The sequence below is a fragment of the Nostoc sp. genome, from assembly GCF_054880495.1.
Map to the genome: position 1 here is coordinate 14,899 of NZ_JBTYKD010000176.1, position 17,814 is coordinate 32,712.

Sequence of the window (17,814 nt, forward strand, 5' to 3'; positions counted from 1 at the left end):
TAAAGGTTTAAATATGAGTAAAGAGTTAGCAGAAATTCTACAACGGCTTAAAATATGCTTGCGGGAAATTTATGACGGTCGCTTAGTTCAAATGGTTTTATTTGGCTCTCAAGCGCGGGGAGAAGCTTCTACAGATTCTGATATTAATGTTTTGGTGATACTCAAAGGAAATGTGAATCCAGGAGAAGAAATTAAAAAAACCAGTGATGTCGTTGCTGAGTTATCCCTAGAGTATGACCAAGTGATTAGCCGTCTATTTATAGATGAATCTCGTTTTAATTCCTATAATAGTCCTCTATTACAAAATATTCGTCGAGAAGGGATAGATTTATTGCTTAAAGCCCGTGAATATGAGACTGGTGATCTTTGTTAGTTCTGATTCAAGAAAGCTTCTATGCGGTTTACCACTTCCACAGACACCTCCTTCCATGAGCGGTTTTGCACTGAAGCTTTAGCATTTCTACCAAGGGTTACTCTCAACTTGCTATCACTAGCGCACTGTTCTATCAAATAAGCTAACTTTTCAGCATCACCTGGTTCGTAGAGTAATCCATTGTAGCCGTGACGAATTAAATCTTTTTGACCACAGCAATTGGTAGTAATGCAGCACCGTCCCGCCGACATTGCTTGCAACAATGCCAGAGGTTGACCCTCAAAAAAACTGGGTAAAACAAATATTTGAGAACGAGCAAGAAGATTAATCTCTTCAGATGCCTGAAATTTGGGAATTATCTCCAGGTAATGGTGTAGATCCTTTGGCCAGGAGCCTAAAATAATTTCATTATCAACACCTGTCCCAGCTAGTAACCAATTTAAATATAAACCTCTGTTTTGCAAAATTTGAGCAGCATCAACCAGTGTATTAACTCCTTTACGTTCTATCCAAGAAGCCATAAATAAGATAGTGAACGGTTGTTGAATCTGTAGTGTTTCATTCAAATCAGACGGATAAACTCCATTTTTGAATAAGAAAATATGCTGAGAATCTCGATGATAGTACTGTTGGACAAACTCACTATCTTCGTGGTTTGAAAAAAGTAGAATATTTGCTTTTTTTAAGCCTAAGTCACACTGACCTAACCTCCACAAAGGAAAAAGAAGTTTAGTACGCCATTTTAATTGTTGAGTAGTTCCATCTTTTCCGTGTAACTTGAGATTCCAGGCTCTACGTTCTACACCATGACTGACTAGCACAGTAGGAATCTCAAAAGATAGAAAAACTCCTGAGGCAGGTTCATGAACTATGAAAAGGTCTGCATTTCGACCCAACTGACGATAGAATTGGCCTGCTGCATAAGGGAACAATCCTGGGTGAGCAACTCGACCAACCTGTTTAGGTCCAATGTGGAGAAATTCGTACCCACGACTTTCAAATTCATTTTTCCAATGCCATGCTATTCGCCCCATTCCAGATTGCTCAGAAACGTCGACTTCGGCAACATGAACAATTAGCTTTTTCATAAACTTTTACGACTATTTTTTAATAGCTAAAAACGTCATATGACGTGCAAGCGGACGGAATAATCTGGCAAATAAAGGATTTTGAAATTTATCTATAACAAAGGTGTGTGGATGAAATCTTGGAAGTAAGATAAAAACATGGTGTGAACCAGTCATTTTCTCTACTCGTAAGCCAGCTTTATTAAACATACGTTTGACATTCCAATAGAGAAAGAAATGATCAATGGGCTGAACTTTTTCACCACTGTTGAAAGGTTTTTTTCGTAACCAGCAAACTAACCATAACAATAAAATAGCATTTGAGTAATTCTCTGTTGTGAGAATTAGCTTTCCTAGAGGTTTTAATACCCTCATCATCTCATTAAGCGCTAACTGCGGTTCAGGAACATGTTCTAAACATTCGCAGGAAAGTATCAAATCAAATGTATTTGCTTCAAATGGAAGTGCTTGAGCATCTGCTACTTGAAACTGAACATTTATATTTTGAATTTGCGATTTTTCTTTAGCCATTGTAATTGCTATAGGAGAAAAATCAACAGCAGTTACATTAGCCCCTTGATTTGCTAAATAGATGGCAAAATCTCCGACTCCACAGCCTATCTCTAAAACTTTTAATTTATTTAATGAAGGTGATAGACTAAGTGCATTTTTATGCCAATCTTCGAGTTTAATTAATTTTGTATCTTCTTTCCCATGAACTGCTTTATGCCATTCATCATATACAGACCTTTTGTTAAGCATACAATTTATTACCTTTATTTAGAATTTAGATTGAACTTTTTGAACAGTAAGAAGAGATACTACCTCCTCAATAATTTGCCAGTGCCAGTTATCTGGGCTGCCTTTAAATAGCTCATTAAAAACTTGGACTGATCCATCTTTCTTAGTAATCCATATTCAATTTCACTGTGCTGGTAAACCACTCTCTGCATACCTACAAAGCAGAAAAAGGATGATTTAGGAAAGAAAAATAAATCCTATAGTTTGAATCTACATCATCAGGTCTAAAAAGTACTTTCATGAGCAATTGTTTATTTTTAGAGGTATTGTTTAGACTTTATTTGCTTTCAAAAAGTGACCAACTGAATGATATTGAAACTGTTCAAATTGATCTAAATACCTAAATAGAGGCTGATGAAGCCTCCACATAACTTGACGAAGATAGAATGAAGTGAATAGTAATATTGGCTTCAATAGCCAATTTTCTGAGAGAGAGGGTAGCTTTTTAGCAGAATAACAAACATCATTGATGATTTTTGAAAAGTTACCTAGTTGTGACTTAATCCAAACGACTTCAAAGCCAGAACTGTTTAATAAGCTTTTTATACCGAAAGGTGTGTAGCGGAAGAAATCGTAGGGAACTTGATGTTGCTCTTCAGATTGAGGACAACTAATAAAAAGAAGCCCCTGTGGCTTTAAAACCCTTTGGAACTCGGCAATAACTTTCCAAGGTTCAGATAAATGCTCTAAAACTTGAATTGAAATAATGATATCTACACTATTATCTTGAAGTGGAATATTTCTCAAATCTCCCTTAATGTCTAATTGAGAGTAGTCACCTTCACTATCTCCTATTCCTAGATCCATTGCAATATACTTAACAGATGGAAAATAACTTTTCCAATGACCATCACCAGCACCAGCATCAAACAATACATAACCTGGTTTGAGTTGACTGCGAATGTCTTCGATAAAATTATTCCAGTAGTACATAGTCATAAGTAACTTGTCAGATAATTTGTAAATAGACTCATGTCAATTAAATTATTGTCGAGTTTTAATCTGTTTAGCTGGATTTCCTACAACGACAGCATAAGGCTCTACATTTTTAGTCACAACAGACATTGCCCCCACTACTGCACCGTCCCCAATTTGAACTCCTGCTAAGATACAAGCTCCTGCACCAAGCCAACAATCTCTACCAATATAAATTCCATTTTTGAGTGTGTCTATATCTTGATTCTTGACTAAGAGAGCTTTATCGATATACTTATGATTTGTAGCAAGTAGTTTAACCCCTTGGCCAATGATCGAGTATTCTCCTATATGAATTTGGCATCTTGCACCTCTTATAATACTAAAGTCTCCTAAGTAAACTTCATTCTCTATTATGATATTGCAAGCTTCATAAGCATCAATGAGAACATATCTACCAATATTTGCAGAACCTAAAAACTGTATTCTACTGGATGTATCAGTCTTCAATTCGGATTTATCAGAAATACTTAGGTCGTAGTGTTTAAATACTGTATTCGCCTTGGAAAATATTTTAAATCTACAACGCCGATAAAATCTTCCTAGTATCCCCATTATTTCATTTATCCTGATTAGTACAATTCATGCTATATCCTATATTTTTCTATCCAATGATCCCAATTATTTAATACACATAATATTTCAGTAATCAATGAAATAAATGCTGTTGGTGATTCCTTGTGTCCCAAATAATGGATAATCCGAGTTAACCGATTTCTGATAATTTCTTTCAACAGTTCGTTTTTACTCGGAACTACATGCTTTTTGTGGTAAGAGTAATAAACATAACTCTCATGGGATATACCTAACTTATGACCTCCTGGTAGTCTTCTAGGAGCGTGATCAACTATCGCTTTGTCAACAAAGCGATAGTTATTTTTGGTTTGATTCAGACGTTCTCTCAAATCTATATCTTCTAAATGAGGATGAGGAAAATTTTCGTCAAAGCCACCTAAATTTAAGAATAAATTTGCATAAATCATAAGATTACATGACCATAAATAACTACCTGTAAGATTAATTGGTGCATGTTCTAAAGGTGAGTGAATGCCTTGCTTACAAGTAGTTTTACCTTCATAAACAAGAAAATTTGGCATAATCGCTGTGGAATAAGCCTCTAACCAGTGAAGGCTAGGAATACAATCATCATCAGTAAACGCCAACCATTCACCCTGACCATACTTTGCCCCATTATTACGATTAGCAGCTGGACCTTTGCAGGGACCAGCAACCCACTTTGCCCAAGGGTATTGCTGCCTAATCATCTCTTCAGCAGTAGTTTGGGAACCATCATCTGTGACAATGACTTCATATTGTTCTGCGGGTAATGTTTGCACACCTGGGGCAAGGCAATCCAGGCATTTTGCTAATAAATCATTGCGATGATATGTTGGAATGATAACGCTAAAATTAATCTGACTCATGTGGCTTATAAATTTTAACTACTTGATCTTCACGAATAAAAGATGCATCAAAGCCAGTGATACTATCACTGGGGGCATATGTAAATAATATAGCTATGTTTAAACCTAAAGCAGTTCCAATTTTTGGGCAGTTTCTCGTTTGCAGATCCAAAAGTTGCGGCAATTAACTTTTTCAAGTGAGTCAGTTCTTATTGGTTCATGAGCTTCATCTATAGCGTAGTATAAATCTCTTTCAGGAATAAGAATTTTTTGTATTTCTCTGCCTATATATTCATTTTGAATTTCAATAAGAAAGTCAGGTTGGATATTTACTAATGATTTAATAAATCCTTTTAAAATATTTAAATCATGACCTTCTGCATCTATTTTTATCAAATCAATAGTTTGAAGATTATTTTCTTTTACAAAATCATCAAGGGTTGTGACATTTACTTGATAAACAATTGGCTTACTTTGTTGATGTTGCAGGTAATGTTTAATACTTAATGTTGATGAGTAAATATTACCCTGATTATCTTGTGGAACATAAAAATCAGCCAAACCAGTTATATCAGATACAGCATTATTTATAACTTTTATATCATAATCATTTAGCTCAATGTTTTGCTTAATTAGAGTATCAAACTCTTTTAAAGGTTCAAAAGCATAAACTTTAGATGTGGGATTTACAGACTTTGCAATCAAAGAATATAACCCGCTATTTGCTCCTATATCTATTATAAGATTAGAATACTTACAAGCTTTTTGCCAAATGTCTAAACTAATCGGCTCATAATCTGATATACTATGCCAAAATAACGAACTTTCAATCCATCGTCCAGTATGATTAAGCAAAAATTCATTATCCTCGTCTAATTTGACACTAAAGTTTCCATCAAAACAAAGCAAGCGCCAAAATCTTCTGGGCGGTGAATATATATGTCTCAAGCTTAAGCAAATGTATTTCCTGAAATAGTTGGTATATTTACTGTAGTAAATATTCTTAATTAATTTCTTCATACTTTTATACTTACAAAATCAATACAAAGTTTTTTTATTACTCACTTATTTCAGAAGCACTGAATAGATGTTTAGCAAATACCTGCCGTGAAAATAAGATTTTTGCTCTTTTCCATGCAGCTATTTTTTTAGCAGATAAATCAATTGAATACAAATTATTTACACTTTTGCAAAACTCTTCTTGAGATTTTAGAGAGTAAAGGCTTCCACTATCTCCTACTATTTCATTAAATGGATTTAAATTAGGAGCAATAATACTTAATCCCTGCCCCATTGCTTCAACTAGAACATATCCCCAATCATCTAAACTAGATCCAAATAGAAAAACATCATGCTCCATCATCATTTGTTCTAGCTGTTCTCTGGATAAAAATCCTGTGAAAATCGCGGGAAAACCATCGCTATATACCCATTGTTTAAATTCATCACTAGCAGAACCAACTAGAGTTAAACTATACTGTTTCAGTGGGTTTGCTTTGAGTGCTTCCAACATCCATCGAATTCTTTTTCTAGGCTCTTCCAAGCCTACCGCTGCGATTAGAAGCTTGGGTTTATGGTCACAATTAAAAGGTCTATCTGAAAAGGTTTCTGGAACATAAGTTCCCGGATAAACAACACGAGTTCTCACACCATAAGACTTTAACTCTTTATTAAGTTGCTGTGACACTGCAAGAACTGAAGTCGCACTCCGGTAAGCCCGCCAATCCTTACGCCACCAACCTATCGAATCAAGACAGGTGCGGACAAAATTTTTAGAAAGTTTCCATCCAGTTAAATGACCAATTTTTGAGATATAAGCAAATAGCGAAGTTGGATAAGCCCAAGCAACAACGTGTTGAGGAATTGTAACAGAAGGATCTTGCAAATTTGATTGGTTCAAAAAATATGCTGTTGGAGTTATTCCTTGAGATTGTAGATAGGTATGCAAGCTGCCAACAAAACCAGAGGACTGGTTAGACAGTCTACCTAATTCATTTTGAATTAATTTGAGAAAACTTTTTTTATGACCTTTTGAAACTGTTAGGTCAAATCTTAATATATCTACTTTGGGAGTACCAGGAAGTTTAACTTCAGGAGAGCAGACTAATAAAACAGGTAAATTTGCCTCAGCAATTGCATGAGCAGCTTCCCAGCACCAAGAAGCCATACCATTATTATTATACAGATAAGCAACTACATACATAAAATTATCTGTTCAAGTCTATGACTTGAGCGAAAGTATTAGACAAACAAGAATGGATCATCTCAACATAGGCAGAACGAAGTCTACCCCAGCTAAAGTGTTCATACACTGATTGATGTCGCCGATACTTAGAATTATCATCGTTGTCAGTTAATACCTGAAGAATCAGATTTGTCAAACTTCCAGATAATTGAAAGTTTCCTAAATATCCCTCATCCTTGAGGATAAATTGTGTTATCTCATAATCATGAGCTAAACAAGGCAAGCCATAGGACATTGCTTCTAAAAATACACGTCCAAAACCTTCACCCAATGAAGCCAACACAAAAGCATCTGCTAATTGATAGTAATCACTAACTTGAGCAAACGCAACAGTTTTAGTTTGAAATCTATCTGGCTCTAGTAATTGATTCGCCAACTGAAAAATTTCTGGAGACTCTGCCTCTTGTTGTCCCAAGATTAATAAATATGGGCGTGGCTCCGGCAATTGGGCAACCTCACGGATTAAGTAATCCATGCGCTTGTGTGACTTGTTTATTGCTCCTACAGATAAGACAATTGGGACATCTTCTGGCAATTCTAATTTGCGTCGCAGAGTAGCTTTTTCCACAGCAGATAAAATCTTTAGTTGAGAATCCATTTGGATACCATAAGGCACTAAACTTTGCTTCTCTAAAGGTTCTCCTGCTTCCACCGCAGCTTGAAGATGGATGGGTGCAACCTGCTGCACATGATCCCAACGGGGAAAAGGAGGTGATAGAGGACCGCCATTAGAATATAGGAGTTTGTAGCGTTGTCCTGTTCGTTTTCGCCAGTGCCAAAGAATATTTCCTACTGCGCCGTCACTGAAGTAAATTACATTGGGTTGCTGTTGATAAATGTGGGGTAAGAGGCTACAGACAAATGATACCTGCTCAAGAAAGTAAGCACCTCTACCTGTTAATTTACCTAGATGAATACCCACAGAACTATCACGCGGAAAATTCCACAAACTAATTTGACGATGATTAGATTTTCCTCCTCCCTTAAAAAGGGTAATATCCAATTCTGGCTCTTGAGATAAGGCCTCAAAGCACTCTTGAGTAAAGGACTCAAAACCACGTTTAACGTTACCTAGTCCAGAACAAATCAGAAAAACTTTTATCACTTTATAAACCCCGAAGCATTAGCAGTAAACGGTCTACGGGAATTGGCAATCTCGCGCAAAACTCAATCAAGCGAGCATTTCTTCTCATTTGGGGTGTGACATCAGAAGTTTTTACAAAACCGTAAACAGTGTTTCCCCGACGTTCAAACCCATAAAACCCAAATCCCAGACTGCGAATAATCCAAAACATTAACGATCGCAGATGGAAATTTTGCGGTAAATGGCATTGCATACAGGGGGCAAAACTCCAACTTGCAGCAAAAGCACCACCTATTCTTAACAAAGTATTGATTTCGATCATAGTCTCAATTGGATCAATGAGATGTTCTAACACCTCTGTTGAGATAACAGCATCATAAAGTGGTTCTGGCTTTTCTAAAATACGAATGTTTTTAAAATCAGCCAAATGTTGTTGGATAATATGACGAAACTCTGTGATGTCTACTAAATCGATTTTTTCTGCTTGAGGTAAGTTGATCGAACACAACCGAGAAACTGTCCCAATTCCTCCCCCAAAATCCAAAATTTTACTGGGCTGTACATGGGAAATTAAACGTACTGCTGCTAGGCGATCGCTAATTGTAGATTCATCAGATTCTGAAAACGCAGCATTGATTAACCAAAAGCTTTTGTAATTTTAAACCATTTATCTGCTCTGATGGTGTCAAATATTTTGTTGCTTTCTGCCATCTTTCATCTATGCTAAGGCGTGAAGTTGCCTCTTTCCAACTATAAATTAGAGGTTGATTCATTTTCGTAAACTTATTTGTAAATTGATATATTTTCTTGAATAAAATTATATAAATGAGACCGGACTCTACCTGCCTCAAAATGCTCCTGGACAACTGCAAAACCATTCTTTCCTAATATTTCAATTTTATCTATATTTTGAATTTGTTTTAACAGCATTTCTTTGATATGTGCCAACTGATTTGTTTCACAAACCAAGCCACACTTCCAGGTTTTAACAAACTGATTGCAAGCAGAATATCTGGGTCCACAAGCGAAAATTGCTCTACCAGATGCCATATAATCTGTTAGCTTAGTTTGCACAGAAGAGCGAGTAAAGTGAGCATATTCAGGAATAAAAGAGGAACCTACTAATAATAAATCAGCTTGCTGCAAATATTGATTAAGTTCTTCATATGGTATTAAAGAACCGTATTTTACTTCCCAAGCTTCCCAATTTTTTTGATAACGCTCCCAGAAATTTGGGCTAGTATATAGTACTAACTCAATATCTAATCCACTGCTTTTTAATTCATGGATTGCTTCTGCTACAGATGCTATAGCATCGTAGTGCATATCCCAAATTGCCCCAGCATAAACAACTCTAAAAGTTGCATCAGAGCGGGTTGTAAAATTTGGAGGATTTTTTTGGGAAAGGTCAACTGGATTATGAACAATCAGCGATCGCTTAGGTGTAATTTCATATCGCTGTGCCAATTGTTTTTCTAGTTGTGAACTTATCATCAGCCAACCTGATGCTTTTTCTAAAACTGTCCGACTGAGGGTTTGCACTCCCCCTGTGAGCCAACGCTGATGATGATTATCTAGCCAATCATCCATAAAATAGACGATAAAGGGACACCGAAATGATTGAGCAACTTTATAACCCATCAACAGTCCTAAAGTGCCGACAGGACAGATGAGGATGACTTCTGGAGCAAAAGCAGCAATTTTTTCTCGTTCCGCAGGTAATATCCACTCAAGTAATTGAAAGTTAATTGCCTGGAAAACTGGATTTAATAACAAGCCAAGGCGATTATTCAGGTAGGGCAAAAATCCTTCAGGGAAAGCAGCAATGTTTTGATTTAGAGGAGGGGCACTCGGATAGGTTTTGAGAGTTGATTTAGGAGTATACAGCATAAAGCGATCAGCAGGGTATTCTGCTAAAAGATTTACTAAAGTACGATTTAAGCCAGTTGTTTCTCGATCCAAAGATGCTTCACTCACCAACAGCAGCCGAGGTAAATCTTTGTTCATATTGCTTTTAGTTAAATATTTTAACTACGCCAATCGCTGCTGCCATGACGCAGTAATTTGTGTAAAAATTTCTGTTAATGACTTGCTAATTGACCACTGGGGATAATGCTGTTGCATTTTCCGCAAATCACTGTAGTAGCAAATGTGATCACCTTCACGGTTTTTGTCTACATATTCATATTGCATTGGTTTACCTGAGAGGGATGCAACTATCTCAAAAGCTTCCAGAATAGAACAAGTATTATTTTTACCACCTCCCAAGTTATAAACTTCCCCAGAACGAGGATTTTGGATAAATGCTTCAATAAAACGGGCAACATCATAAGAGTGAATATTGTCTCGAACTTGCTTACCCTTATAGCCAAAAATTTTGTAAGTGCGTCCTTCTAAGTTAGATTTCACTAAGTAGCTGAGAAACCCATGTAGCTCAACACCTGAATGGTTTGGCCCTGTCAGACAACCACCGCGCAGGCAGCAAGTTTTCATACCAAAGTAACGTCCATATTCCTGCACCATGACATCGGCTGCAACTTTAGAAGCACCAAAAATCGAGTGTTTGGATTGGTCAATTCGGAAGGTTTCAGGAATACCATACTCATAAATTGGATCAGCGTAATCCCAACGGGTATCTAACTCCAACATTGGGATTTCGTTTGGGGCATCACCGTACACTTTATTACTAGAGAGATGAACAAAGGGAGCCTCAACGACAAACTGGCGAGTTGCTTCCAATAGGTTCAAAGTACCAACAGCATTGCTATCAAAGTCATCAAAGGGGATTTTGGCTGCTAAATCGTGGCTAGGCTGTGCTGCTGTGTGCACGATCGCATCGGGTCTGATGCTATAAATCAAGTTTAGGACACCTTGGCGATCGCGAATATCAACTTCGTGATGCACAAATCCTTTAATTACAGACTGCAAGCGCTGTTGATTCCAGCGAGTGTCTCCCTGAGGTCCAAAGAACACCGCTCTTTGGTTATTGTCAACACCATGAACTTCCCAGCCAAGGGAAGCAAAATGAAGACATACCTCAGAACCAATTAGTCCTGAGGAGCCAGTAATCAGCAGTTTAAGCATGATAATTTCTCTGAAATAAAATTTTACTTATTAAGAAAACTTCAAGTGCGATCGCTCGACTATATTTCACTCATGCGATCGCAAATATCCACTTGAGGATGTACAAACTCTGTAATTATACTTGAGCAGTATAGCCGTAGCTCGTCGTATAAATCACCTATTGCAAATCTGGCGATCGCTCTCAAGACTGTTTTATCTAGTGAGCGATCGCAGTGTAATACAGTACGACAACCAGAACATTTGCCTTTCAATCAGAGGATATTCTTGAAGTGCGATGGCTTAGGTGTCTACTATGTGTTGCATCCAAACGAGAACTGCTATAAAAATTTATGTTACTGACTTGCTAATTGCTGGACAGTTGTCTCGATCCAAAGGCAAAAGTCTTGGTTGTATAATTTCTCAGTTGTGGATTGGGTTAGCATAACTTTTCCTTTTCCCCTTAGTCACTGTCTTTTGTCAGTATAGCGGTTTAATGGCGATCGCTCCTCACGGTTGAGATTATAGCGGTTCTCGCTTGAGTACAAGGAACCCCACCCCCAACCCCTCCCCGCAAGCGAGGAGGGGGCTATGATGTACCTCATTTGATTAGGAAACTCTAGTGATAAAATTTTTACCTCCAAATGACCAAATGATCAATTAGCAAATTAGACTAAGCGCTTTACTTTTAATTTGGCCTTCTTCAATCTTTTCCTTGAGTTCATTATCTGTATATATACCTTCCAATGCTTCTAATGCTGCTTTTTTAAGTGCTGTATCAAAGGCATCAGTTAAAATTTCCTTTAATTCTTCTTCATTGGCATAACATCCACCTGATTTTCTCCGTTTGTTAACCCTTTTAATTTCTTTGCTGGCATTATAAATAGAAAACTCCCAAGAACGGGTACTGCGTTTTTCAGCTTCTTGCTTAATTAAATGCAACAACAAAATTACCGCATAGTTATAAATCTTATTTAATTTATCTTCCCTTGACATTTCTTCAAGTTCATCTACAACTTCTAGAGCTTTCTCATATTGTTTTTCTTCAATAAGTTGACGTAACAATAATAGTTCTTCCATAATCGACTGTTTTTTTAACTGACTAATATCTATTTTAATCTGAGCAACGTTTTATTCATATCAGTTGACTTTAGGTTTATTTTTTATCAATTGCTCTCTCAAAATCATCTGTAGTATTACACAAAAACTGATGATTCAAAATTTCTTCTATTTTATAAGGGCAATTTTCTCCAAAATTGGCTAAAGTTATTCCTGTTTCTGCTGATGCTTCCCGACGAGTATTACGATAGGCTTTAGTTAAAATATCGGGAAGGTATTGACGCAAACTAGGCTTTTCATCTAGTAAATCGTCCCGTTGATTAGCGATCGTTGTAAACCAACTTACAGAGCGTTTTGTAGGTTGATGCTGCCATTTTAGTAAATGGGCTAACAAAACTACTAAGTGGTTTTTCAACTCATTTTTTTCGCGAATGCCCATAGCATCCAACTCTTCTGCTAGATTCTCCCAATCTAAAACTGTCACATCTCGATTAGCTAAAGCTGATTGCTGCTGGGTTAACCAAGCCAAAAAATCTTGCTCGTAGAGAGATGAGTAAACTACTCCCACCTGCCTAACGGCTGAGGTGGGAGCTTTCAGAAGCCCTAGAAATATCAAATAAGCTTATGTTGCACGTACTCAGTCTTTCTGCCGATCGGCACATCTAGCTTACAAGATAATCCCGAACCACGAGGCTGGTTTACAATCACAGCCCCAATTACAGAAATATTTTTCGCGCCATTCAAATCAGCATCACCAATCCACCCACAATGACCACAAGCAAACCTCTTAGCACTGCGATACGATTCACCCCTTACTGGATGAATATGCAAGCAGTTGTGGCAAGTTTGCGAGGTATAGCGTGGATCAACAAGAACCAGCTTCACTCCAAACTTAATCGCTTTGTAATCCATGAATTGCCGCAACTGATAAAAGCTCCAACTATTAGACAGTCGGCGTTCTCGTTTACTACGCGGCAAAGCATTTGTACGTTCTCTGATTCCGGTCAATTCTTCCAAGGCAATCGTCTGATTATTATCCTTGGCTCCCTTTACAATTTGGTAGCTGGTAACGTGATTAATGTGAGTCTGAAAACGCCTCTCCTTCCCCGACAACCGTTGCTGAAGCTGACGGCATCTCCGCCGACTACTTCTTGTGCCTTTCGCGGACTTATGTTGGAGTTGCGCCCTAACTCTGGCGTATTTATCTCGAATCTTGGTTATGTTTTGCCCACTGAATTTATCCCCGTTGGAAGTAACCGCAATGTCTGTGCGTCCGAGGTCAACGCCCAATACCTGATCAGTTTCTTCCGGCATTGGTGGCTCAGATTCAAGCTGAATATTCAGGTAGTATGTACCATTTTTACGTTTTACCAAAGTCGCTGTTTTCGGGTTTTGTCCTTTCAACAATCCCCTTTGGTAATTGCCAATGGCAAGATTAAACCTTTCTCTACCACCAATCAACGTCAAGCTAACAGTCCAGTTTTTCTCGATCAAGCTGAATGTTCTTACGTCGTAGGTGGCCGAGGTAGGGGCAAAACCCGTAACTGGCTTTCCTTTTTGTTTGGCAGTCTTACGATTTCCAGATACCCTACGAAGCGCGTGAATAGCCAACTGAGAAGACAAACCAAACAATGCCCTGACACTGTGATAAACCAAGGACTGCATCGCCAATTCGTTTACCAAAGTTGGTGGTACAGTCTTGTTCACGTATTCGCAAGCATCCGCGAAAGCCTGCAACGTTGCATCAATTTTGGTAACTTGTTCAGGTGTGACTTGGATTTTGCAGGATACTGTCAGGACTTGTTTCATTTCAGTATTATATCTCACGTATTGAGATGTATATCCAAAAATCATGAAATTGGTAATTCGTCGCTCACCCATTCCCTTTTTGTCCTGCGGACAAATTCGGTAATAGGCAAGACTCCTCATTACCCGCTATCCCTCCCCACCCTACTAAGAGTTGAGGGTGCGGACTCCCGCGACTCGTTGAGACATGATATCTTTGCCAAGCTTACTATGCTTACTACTTACAGCACTTTGCAGGTAAATTAAGTACACATCTTAATATGATAAATCTTGTGGGGTGGGCATCCTGCCCGCCCTTGTGTACCTCATTCAGATGAAATGTGCTGTATATTTTATAAGAGCGATCGCCTATACTGTTTTATCTAGTCAGCGATCGCAATGTGATACAACACTACAACAAGAATATTTGCCTTTCAATCAAAAGCGTAGGCGTTGGCGTAGCCTCTCGTAGAGAAGCCCGCCGTTCGCGTAGCGCGATGCCCTGAGCTTGCCGTTCGCGCAGCGTCTCGTAGAGAAGGGTCTCGTAGAGAAGGCATCGCCTGCCAATCAAGTTACAAATCATCTGGGTCAACACCGAGCGATCGCAATCTTTGTGCTAATCGTTCTGCCCGTTGACTCTCCTGTTCTGCCCGTTGACTCTCCTGTTCTGCTCGTTGACTCTCCTGTTCTGCTCGTTGACTCTGGTGTTCTGCTCGTTCCTCCGGTGTGGCAATCCAATTACCTGTTGCATCGTACCAACGCAGCCATAAACCTTCTGTTTGCTGATAACTCCCACTCCATACCCCTAACCCTAATTCCAGTTCTCTTAACCAAAACTTTTGTTCTGGAACTTCTACTGCTTGATATCGTGTTGCGGTTAATTGAAACACTCGCAATTGATTTTGATAACGATCAAACAGGATATAGTAAGGAATTCGCAAACTCTGTTCATACGCCAACCATTTTGTTGGCGGCTTGTTGGCATCTCTGAATGTTTGTCCTAAATCTTCGGCTTCTGTACCGGGTGAAAGTAATTCCACTACTAAAAATGGGGCGATTCCCTCTTGCCAAACAACATAGCTCAGGCGCATATCTTGTTGTTGTTGGGCACTATATACACCTAATACCAAAAACCAGTCTGGTCTTTTGTGCCACAATCGATGACGGGCATCGTAATACAGATTTAAATCTGTGCCAATAAACATTTCCCCTGTTGGGTAATTTGGGGGTTTACAGGTTTCGCGTAATAATTGGGGTTGGAAGTCGTGAAATTCGTCCGGCAAACCAGGCTCCTCTGGGTCTTCACTAGGAAGATCATACATTGTCGGCATGGTTTCTCTTGGTGGACGAGGATGCATCTGTTCAGCTAAGTCCATATCTAGAGGATATTCACTGGGCAGATCATACATTGTCGGCAGGACTTGGCTTTTGGGTAAGGGTGGGTCTGTTTGGTACATAGCTTCGTTTTCTATTGCCCGGAGACTTTTTTATTTTATTGTGACTGCGGGCGATCGCGCTTACCCAAGCCTGCCAATCATCTTACAATTCATCTGGATCAACACCGAGCGATCGCAATCTTTGTGCTAATCGTTCTGCCCGTTGACTCTCCTGTTCAGCTCGTTGACTCTCCTGTTCTGCTCGTTGACTCTCCTGTTTTGCCCGTTCCTCTGGTGTGGCAATCCAATTACCTGTTGCATCGTACCAACGCAGCCATAAACCTTCTGTTTGCTGATAACTCCCACTCCATACCCCTAACCCTAACTCCAGTTCTCTTAACCAAAACTTTTGTTCTGGAACTTCTACTTCTTGATATCGTGTTGCGGTTAATTGAAACACTCGCAATTGATTTTGATAACGATCAAACACGATATAGTAAGGAATTCGCAAACTCTGTTCATACACCAGCCATTTTGTTCGCGGCTTGTTGGCATCTCTGAATGTTTGTCCTAAATCTTCGGCTTCTGTACCGGGTGAAAGTAATTCCACTACTAAAAATGGGGCGATTCCCTCTTGCCAAACAACATAGCTCAGGCGCATATCTTGTTGTTGTTGGGCACTATATACACCTAATACCAAAAACCAGTCTGGTCTTTTGTGCCACAATCGATTGCGGGCATCATAATACAGATTTAAATCTGTGCCAATAAACATTTCCCCAGTTGGGTAATTTGGGGGTTTACAGGTTTCGCGTAATAATTGGGGTTGAAAGTCGTGGAATTCGTCCGGCAAACCAGGCTCCTCTGGGTCTTCACTAGGAAGATCATACATTGTTGGCATGCTTTCCCTTGGTGGACGAGGATGCATCTGTTCAGGTAAGTCCATATCTAGAGGATCTTCACTGGGCAGATCATACATTGTCGGTAGGACTTGGCTGGGCGGTAAGGGTGGGTCTGTTTGGTACATAGCTTCGTTTTTCAGCACAATTTGCTAAACTTATTCCTCCTTCTGCTGATGCCTCCCGACGAGCAGCTTACTACTTGTATTTTATAAGAGCGATCGCCCCATTCCAAGTATTGCGATCGCTCGTCAGTTTTGAATCATGCGATCGCAGTGTCATACAGTACAACAACCAGAACATTTGTCTTTCAATCAAAAGCGTAGGCGTTGGCGTAGCCTCTCGTAGAGAAGCCCGCCGTTCGCGGAGCGCGATACCCTGAGCTTGCCGAAGGGTCTCGTAGAGAAGGGTCTCGTAGAGAAGGCATCGCCTCCTAGTGCTTCATCTCTCCCAGAAGTTACGCGAACGGCGCGGAGGTTCTGGTGAATAACTTCGAGTAAATTAAGTTTAGATAATCAGCTAAATTGACCAATCCTGGATGGTTAGTCCAGGGATTTTCTCAAAATCTCGGCGATTTCTTGTCAAAAGAATACCATTGTAAGCGAGGGTGATAGATGCAATGCGTAAATCTTGAGTACCAACGGGAATACGTTGCGCCTTGAGTACTTGGTAAATATCGCGGGATTTTTCATCATACTGAAGAATCTGAAATTCAGACAGCAGCATCACCCTTTCTACAAGTCCTTGATATAGCGTTTCCTAATTACATAAGGTACATCATAGCCCCCTCCTCGCTTGCGGGGAGGGGGTTGGGGGTGGGGTTCTTGTACCTCACTCAACCGATAACTGCTATAAGCACTTGACTGTGTAGCTCCATTTTTAGCTTCAGCAACTTGAGCCAAACGACCTTTTAACTGTTCTTCAATATTAATAGCAGTGGTTGTCAGTTGTACTTGAGACGCTAACAGCCGTGCAATCACTACTGGGTGATTGCGTCCATAAAGACTGAGGTGATCTGTATCTAAAACGTAAATCGTCATCACTCATCTGTTGCTGCATTCGATTCTTTCCGAATAACGGCTAGTTTTTCCATAAAATCATCAAATGTGGGATCATTGGCAAATATTCCCGCATATCTCATCTGGGGTGTAGTTGCATTTGGCTGAATTTCTAGATTTACCTCAATGGTTACAAACTTACCCCTTGCTAATTGTGTTTCTAGGGCAGATTTGACATTCAAGATTGCTTCTTCCTCCGTCCTTCCCTCAACAGTCAAATTTGGCATCCCAACGACTGAGGCCACAAAATTCTGCTGGGATTGACTCTGAACAAAAACTTGATACTGCATAATGAATTTTCTGATCTGATTTTCATTATTCCATTTTACGGTAGTGTCCATTGGAGAACCTACTATTGGCAGGTCGAGCAAGATTGCCTGATTCTATTTTATTTAGGGAGTGGGGAATAGAGAATGGGCGATCGCCTGTGCTGTTTTATCTAGTGAGCGATCGCAGTGTCATACAAGACTACAACCAGAACACTTGCCTTTCAATCAAAAGCGATCCCCTATTCTTTACTGCACACTGTCAGATCTGGGTCTTCCCGCCCTGACACTAACAATTCGTGAGGCGATCGCCGTTTTGTTTGATAGAGCGATTTTCCTCATCCCCCACTGCATGCCGGGGTT

22 protein-coding genes and 1 pseudogene are annotated in these 17,814 nt (G+C 39.3%); 2 read left to right on the plus strand and 21 right to left on the minus strand.

The window, feature by feature from the left end; genetic code table 11:
- Window positions 1–13 precede the first annotated feature (13 nt).
- Window positions 14–373, plus strand: a complete 360-nt coding sequence (locus tag ACYTXL_RS17425) for a nucleotidyltransferase domain-containing protein (RefSeq protein ID WP_461925833.1) — start codon at window positions 14–16, stop codon at window positions 371–373.
- Here ACYTXL_RS17425 and ACYTXL_RS17430 read toward each other — a convergent pair.
- The 21 genes and pseudogenes from ACYTXL_RS17430 to ACYTXL_RS17530 all read right to left on the minus strand — a co-directional run bounded on the left by ACYTXL_RS17430 (window position 370) and on the right by ACYTXL_RS17530 (window position 17,475).
- A complete protein-coding gene (locus ACYTXL_RS17430; RefSeq protein ID WP_461925834.1) occupies window positions 370–1,461 on the minus strand; it encodes a glycosyltransferase family 4 protein in 1,092 nt (363 codons plus the stop codon). The genes ACYTXL_RS17425 and ACYTXL_RS17430 overlap by 4 nt on opposite strands.
- Window positions 1,462–1,473: 12 nt before the next feature.
- Complete coding sequence (locus tag ACYTXL_RS17435) at window positions 1,474–2,202, minus strand: class I SAM-dependent methyltransferase (RefSeq protein WP_461925835.1); 729 nt, start codon at window positions 2,200–2,202, stop codon at window positions 1,474–1,476.
- A 309-nt stretch (window positions 2,203–2,511) separates the two neighbouring features.
- On the minus strand, window positions 2,512–3,180 hold the full coding sequence (locus tag ACYTXL_RS17440) for a class I SAM-dependent methyltransferase (RefSeq protein ID WP_461925836.1): 669 nt from the start codon (window positions 3,178–3,180) through the stop codon (window positions 2,512–2,514).
- Window positions 3,181–3,231: 51 nt separating this feature from the next.
- Window positions 3,232–3,387 (minus strand): annotated as a pseudogene (locus tag ACYTXL_RS17445) (DapH/DapD/GlmU-related protein); the annotation flags it as partial.
- Window positions 3,388–3,803: 416 nt separating this feature from the next.
- Window positions 3,804–4,640: a glycosyltransferase family 2 protein gene (locus tag ACYTXL_RS17450; RefSeq protein ID WP_461925837.1), complete on the minus strand. Its 837-nt coding sequence runs from the start codon at window positions 4,638–4,640 to the stop codon at window positions 3,804–3,806.
- A 105-nt stretch (window positions 4,641–4,745) separates the two neighbouring features.
- Window positions 4,746–5,639, minus strand: coding sequence for an FkbM family methyltransferase (locus ACYTXL_RS17455; RefSeq protein WP_461925838.1), 894 nt, complete (start codon window positions 5,637–5,639; stop codon window positions 4,746–4,748).
- A gap of 37 nt (window positions 5,640–5,676) precedes the next feature.
- Window positions 5,677–6,822, minus strand: coding sequence for a glycosyltransferase family 4 protein (locus ACYTXL_RS17460; RefSeq protein ID WP_461925839.1), 1,146 nt, complete (start codon window positions 6,820–6,822; stop codon window positions 5,677–5,679).
- Between the two features lie 4 nt (window positions 6,823–6,826).
- Window positions 6,827–7,969 (minus strand): glycosyltransferase family 4 protein, encoded by a 1,143-nt coding sequence (locus ACYTXL_RS17465; protein WP_461925840.1) that lies wholly within the window; start codon window positions 7,967–7,969, stop codon window positions 6,827–6,829.
- Window position 7,970: 1 nt separating this feature from the next.
- Window positions 7,971–8,585: a class I SAM-dependent methyltransferase gene (locus tag ACYTXL_RS17470; RefSeq protein WP_461925853.1), complete on the minus strand. Its 615-nt coding sequence runs from the start codon at window positions 8,583–8,585 to the stop codon at window positions 7,971–7,973.
- A 146-nt stretch (window positions 8,586–8,731) separates the two neighbouring features.
- The gene (locus tag ACYTXL_RS17475) at window positions 8,732–9,955 is read right to left on the minus strand and encodes a glycosyltransferase family protein (protein WP_461925841.1); all 1,224 of its coding nucleotides are present in this window, start codon (window positions 9,953–9,955) and stop codon (window positions 8,732–8,734) included.
- A gap of 24 nt (window positions 9,956–9,979) precedes the next feature.
- The gene (locus tag ACYTXL_RS17480) at window positions 9,980–11,032 is read right to left on the minus strand and encodes an NAD-dependent epimerase/dehydratase family protein (protein WP_461925842.1); all 1,053 of its coding nucleotides are present in this window, start codon (window positions 11,030–11,032) and stop codon (window positions 9,980–9,982) included.
- Between the two features lie 59 nt (window positions 11,033–11,091).
- Complete coding sequence (locus ACYTXL_RS17485; protein WP_461925843.1) at window positions 11,092–11,283, minus strand: hypothetical protein; 192 nt, start codon at window positions 11,281–11,283, stop codon at window positions 11,092–11,094.
- Between the two features lie 385 nt (window positions 11,284–11,668).
- Window positions 11,669–12,088, minus strand: a complete 420-nt coding sequence (locus ACYTXL_RS17490; RefSeq protein WP_461925844.1) for a DUF29 family protein — start codon at window positions 12,086–12,088, stop codon at window positions 11,669–11,671.
- A gap of 76 nt (window positions 12,089–12,164) precedes the next feature.
- On the minus strand, window positions 12,165–12,635 hold the full coding sequence (locus ACYTXL_RS17495) for a DUF29 domain-containing protein (protein ID WP_461925845.1): 471 nt from the start codon (window positions 12,633–12,635) through the stop codon (window positions 12,165–12,167).
- A 44-nt stretch (window positions 12,636–12,679) separates the two neighbouring features.
- Window positions 12,680–13,996 carry an RNA-guided endonuclease InsQ/TnpB family protein gene (locus tag ACYTXL_RS17500; RefSeq protein WP_461925846.1) on the minus strand — a complete coding sequence of 439 codons (1,317 nt, stop codon included), beginning with the start codon at window positions 13,994–13,996 and terminating at the stop codon, window positions 12,680–12,682.
- A gap of 290 nt (window positions 13,997–14,286) precedes the next feature.
- The gene (locus ACYTXL_RS17505; RefSeq protein ID WP_461925847.1) at window positions 14,287–14,409 is read right to left on the minus strand and encodes a hypothetical protein; all 123 of its coding nucleotides are present in this window, start codon (window positions 14,407–14,409) and stop codon (window positions 14,287–14,289) included.
- A 15-nt stretch (window positions 14,410–14,424) separates the two neighbouring features.
- Entirely contained in the window at window positions 14,425–15,309 is an 885-nt protein-coding gene (locus ACYTXL_RS17510) for a Uma2 family endonuclease (protein WP_461925848.1), read from the minus strand.
- Window positions 15,310–15,391: 82 nt separating this feature from the next.
- Window positions 15,392–16,255 (minus strand): Uma2 family endonuclease, encoded by an 864-nt coding sequence (locus ACYTXL_RS17515; RefSeq protein WP_461925854.1) that lies wholly within the window; start codon window positions 16,253–16,255, stop codon window positions 15,392–15,394.
- A gap of 391 nt (window positions 16,256–16,646) precedes the next feature.
- Window positions 16,647–16,853: a type II toxin-antitoxin system VapC family toxin gene (locus ACYTXL_RS17520; protein WP_461925849.1), complete on the minus strand. Its 207-nt coding sequence runs from the start codon at window positions 16,851–16,853 to the stop codon at window positions 16,647–16,649.
- Between the two features lie 8 nt (window positions 16,854–16,861).
- Entirely contained in the window at window positions 16,862–17,167 is a 306-nt protein-coding gene (locus tag ACYTXL_RS17525) for a PIN domain-containing protein (protein ID WP_461925850.1), read from the minus strand.
- A complete protein-coding gene (locus ACYTXL_RS17530; protein ID WP_461925851.1) occupies window positions 17,167–17,475 on the minus strand; it encodes a type II toxin-antitoxin system HicB family antitoxin in 309 nt (102 codons plus the stop codon). The genes ACYTXL_RS17525 and ACYTXL_RS17530 overlap by 1 nt, the downstream gene beginning before the upstream one ends.
- A 109-nt stretch (window positions 17,476–17,584) precedes the next feature.
- Between ACYTXL_RS17530 and ACYTXL_RS17535 the strand changes: the two genes are divergently transcribed.
- Window positions 17,585–17,814 (plus strand): hypothetical protein (locus ACYTXL_RS17535; RefSeq protein ID WP_461925852.1); only part of this gene is annotated, 230 nt, incomplete at its 3' end.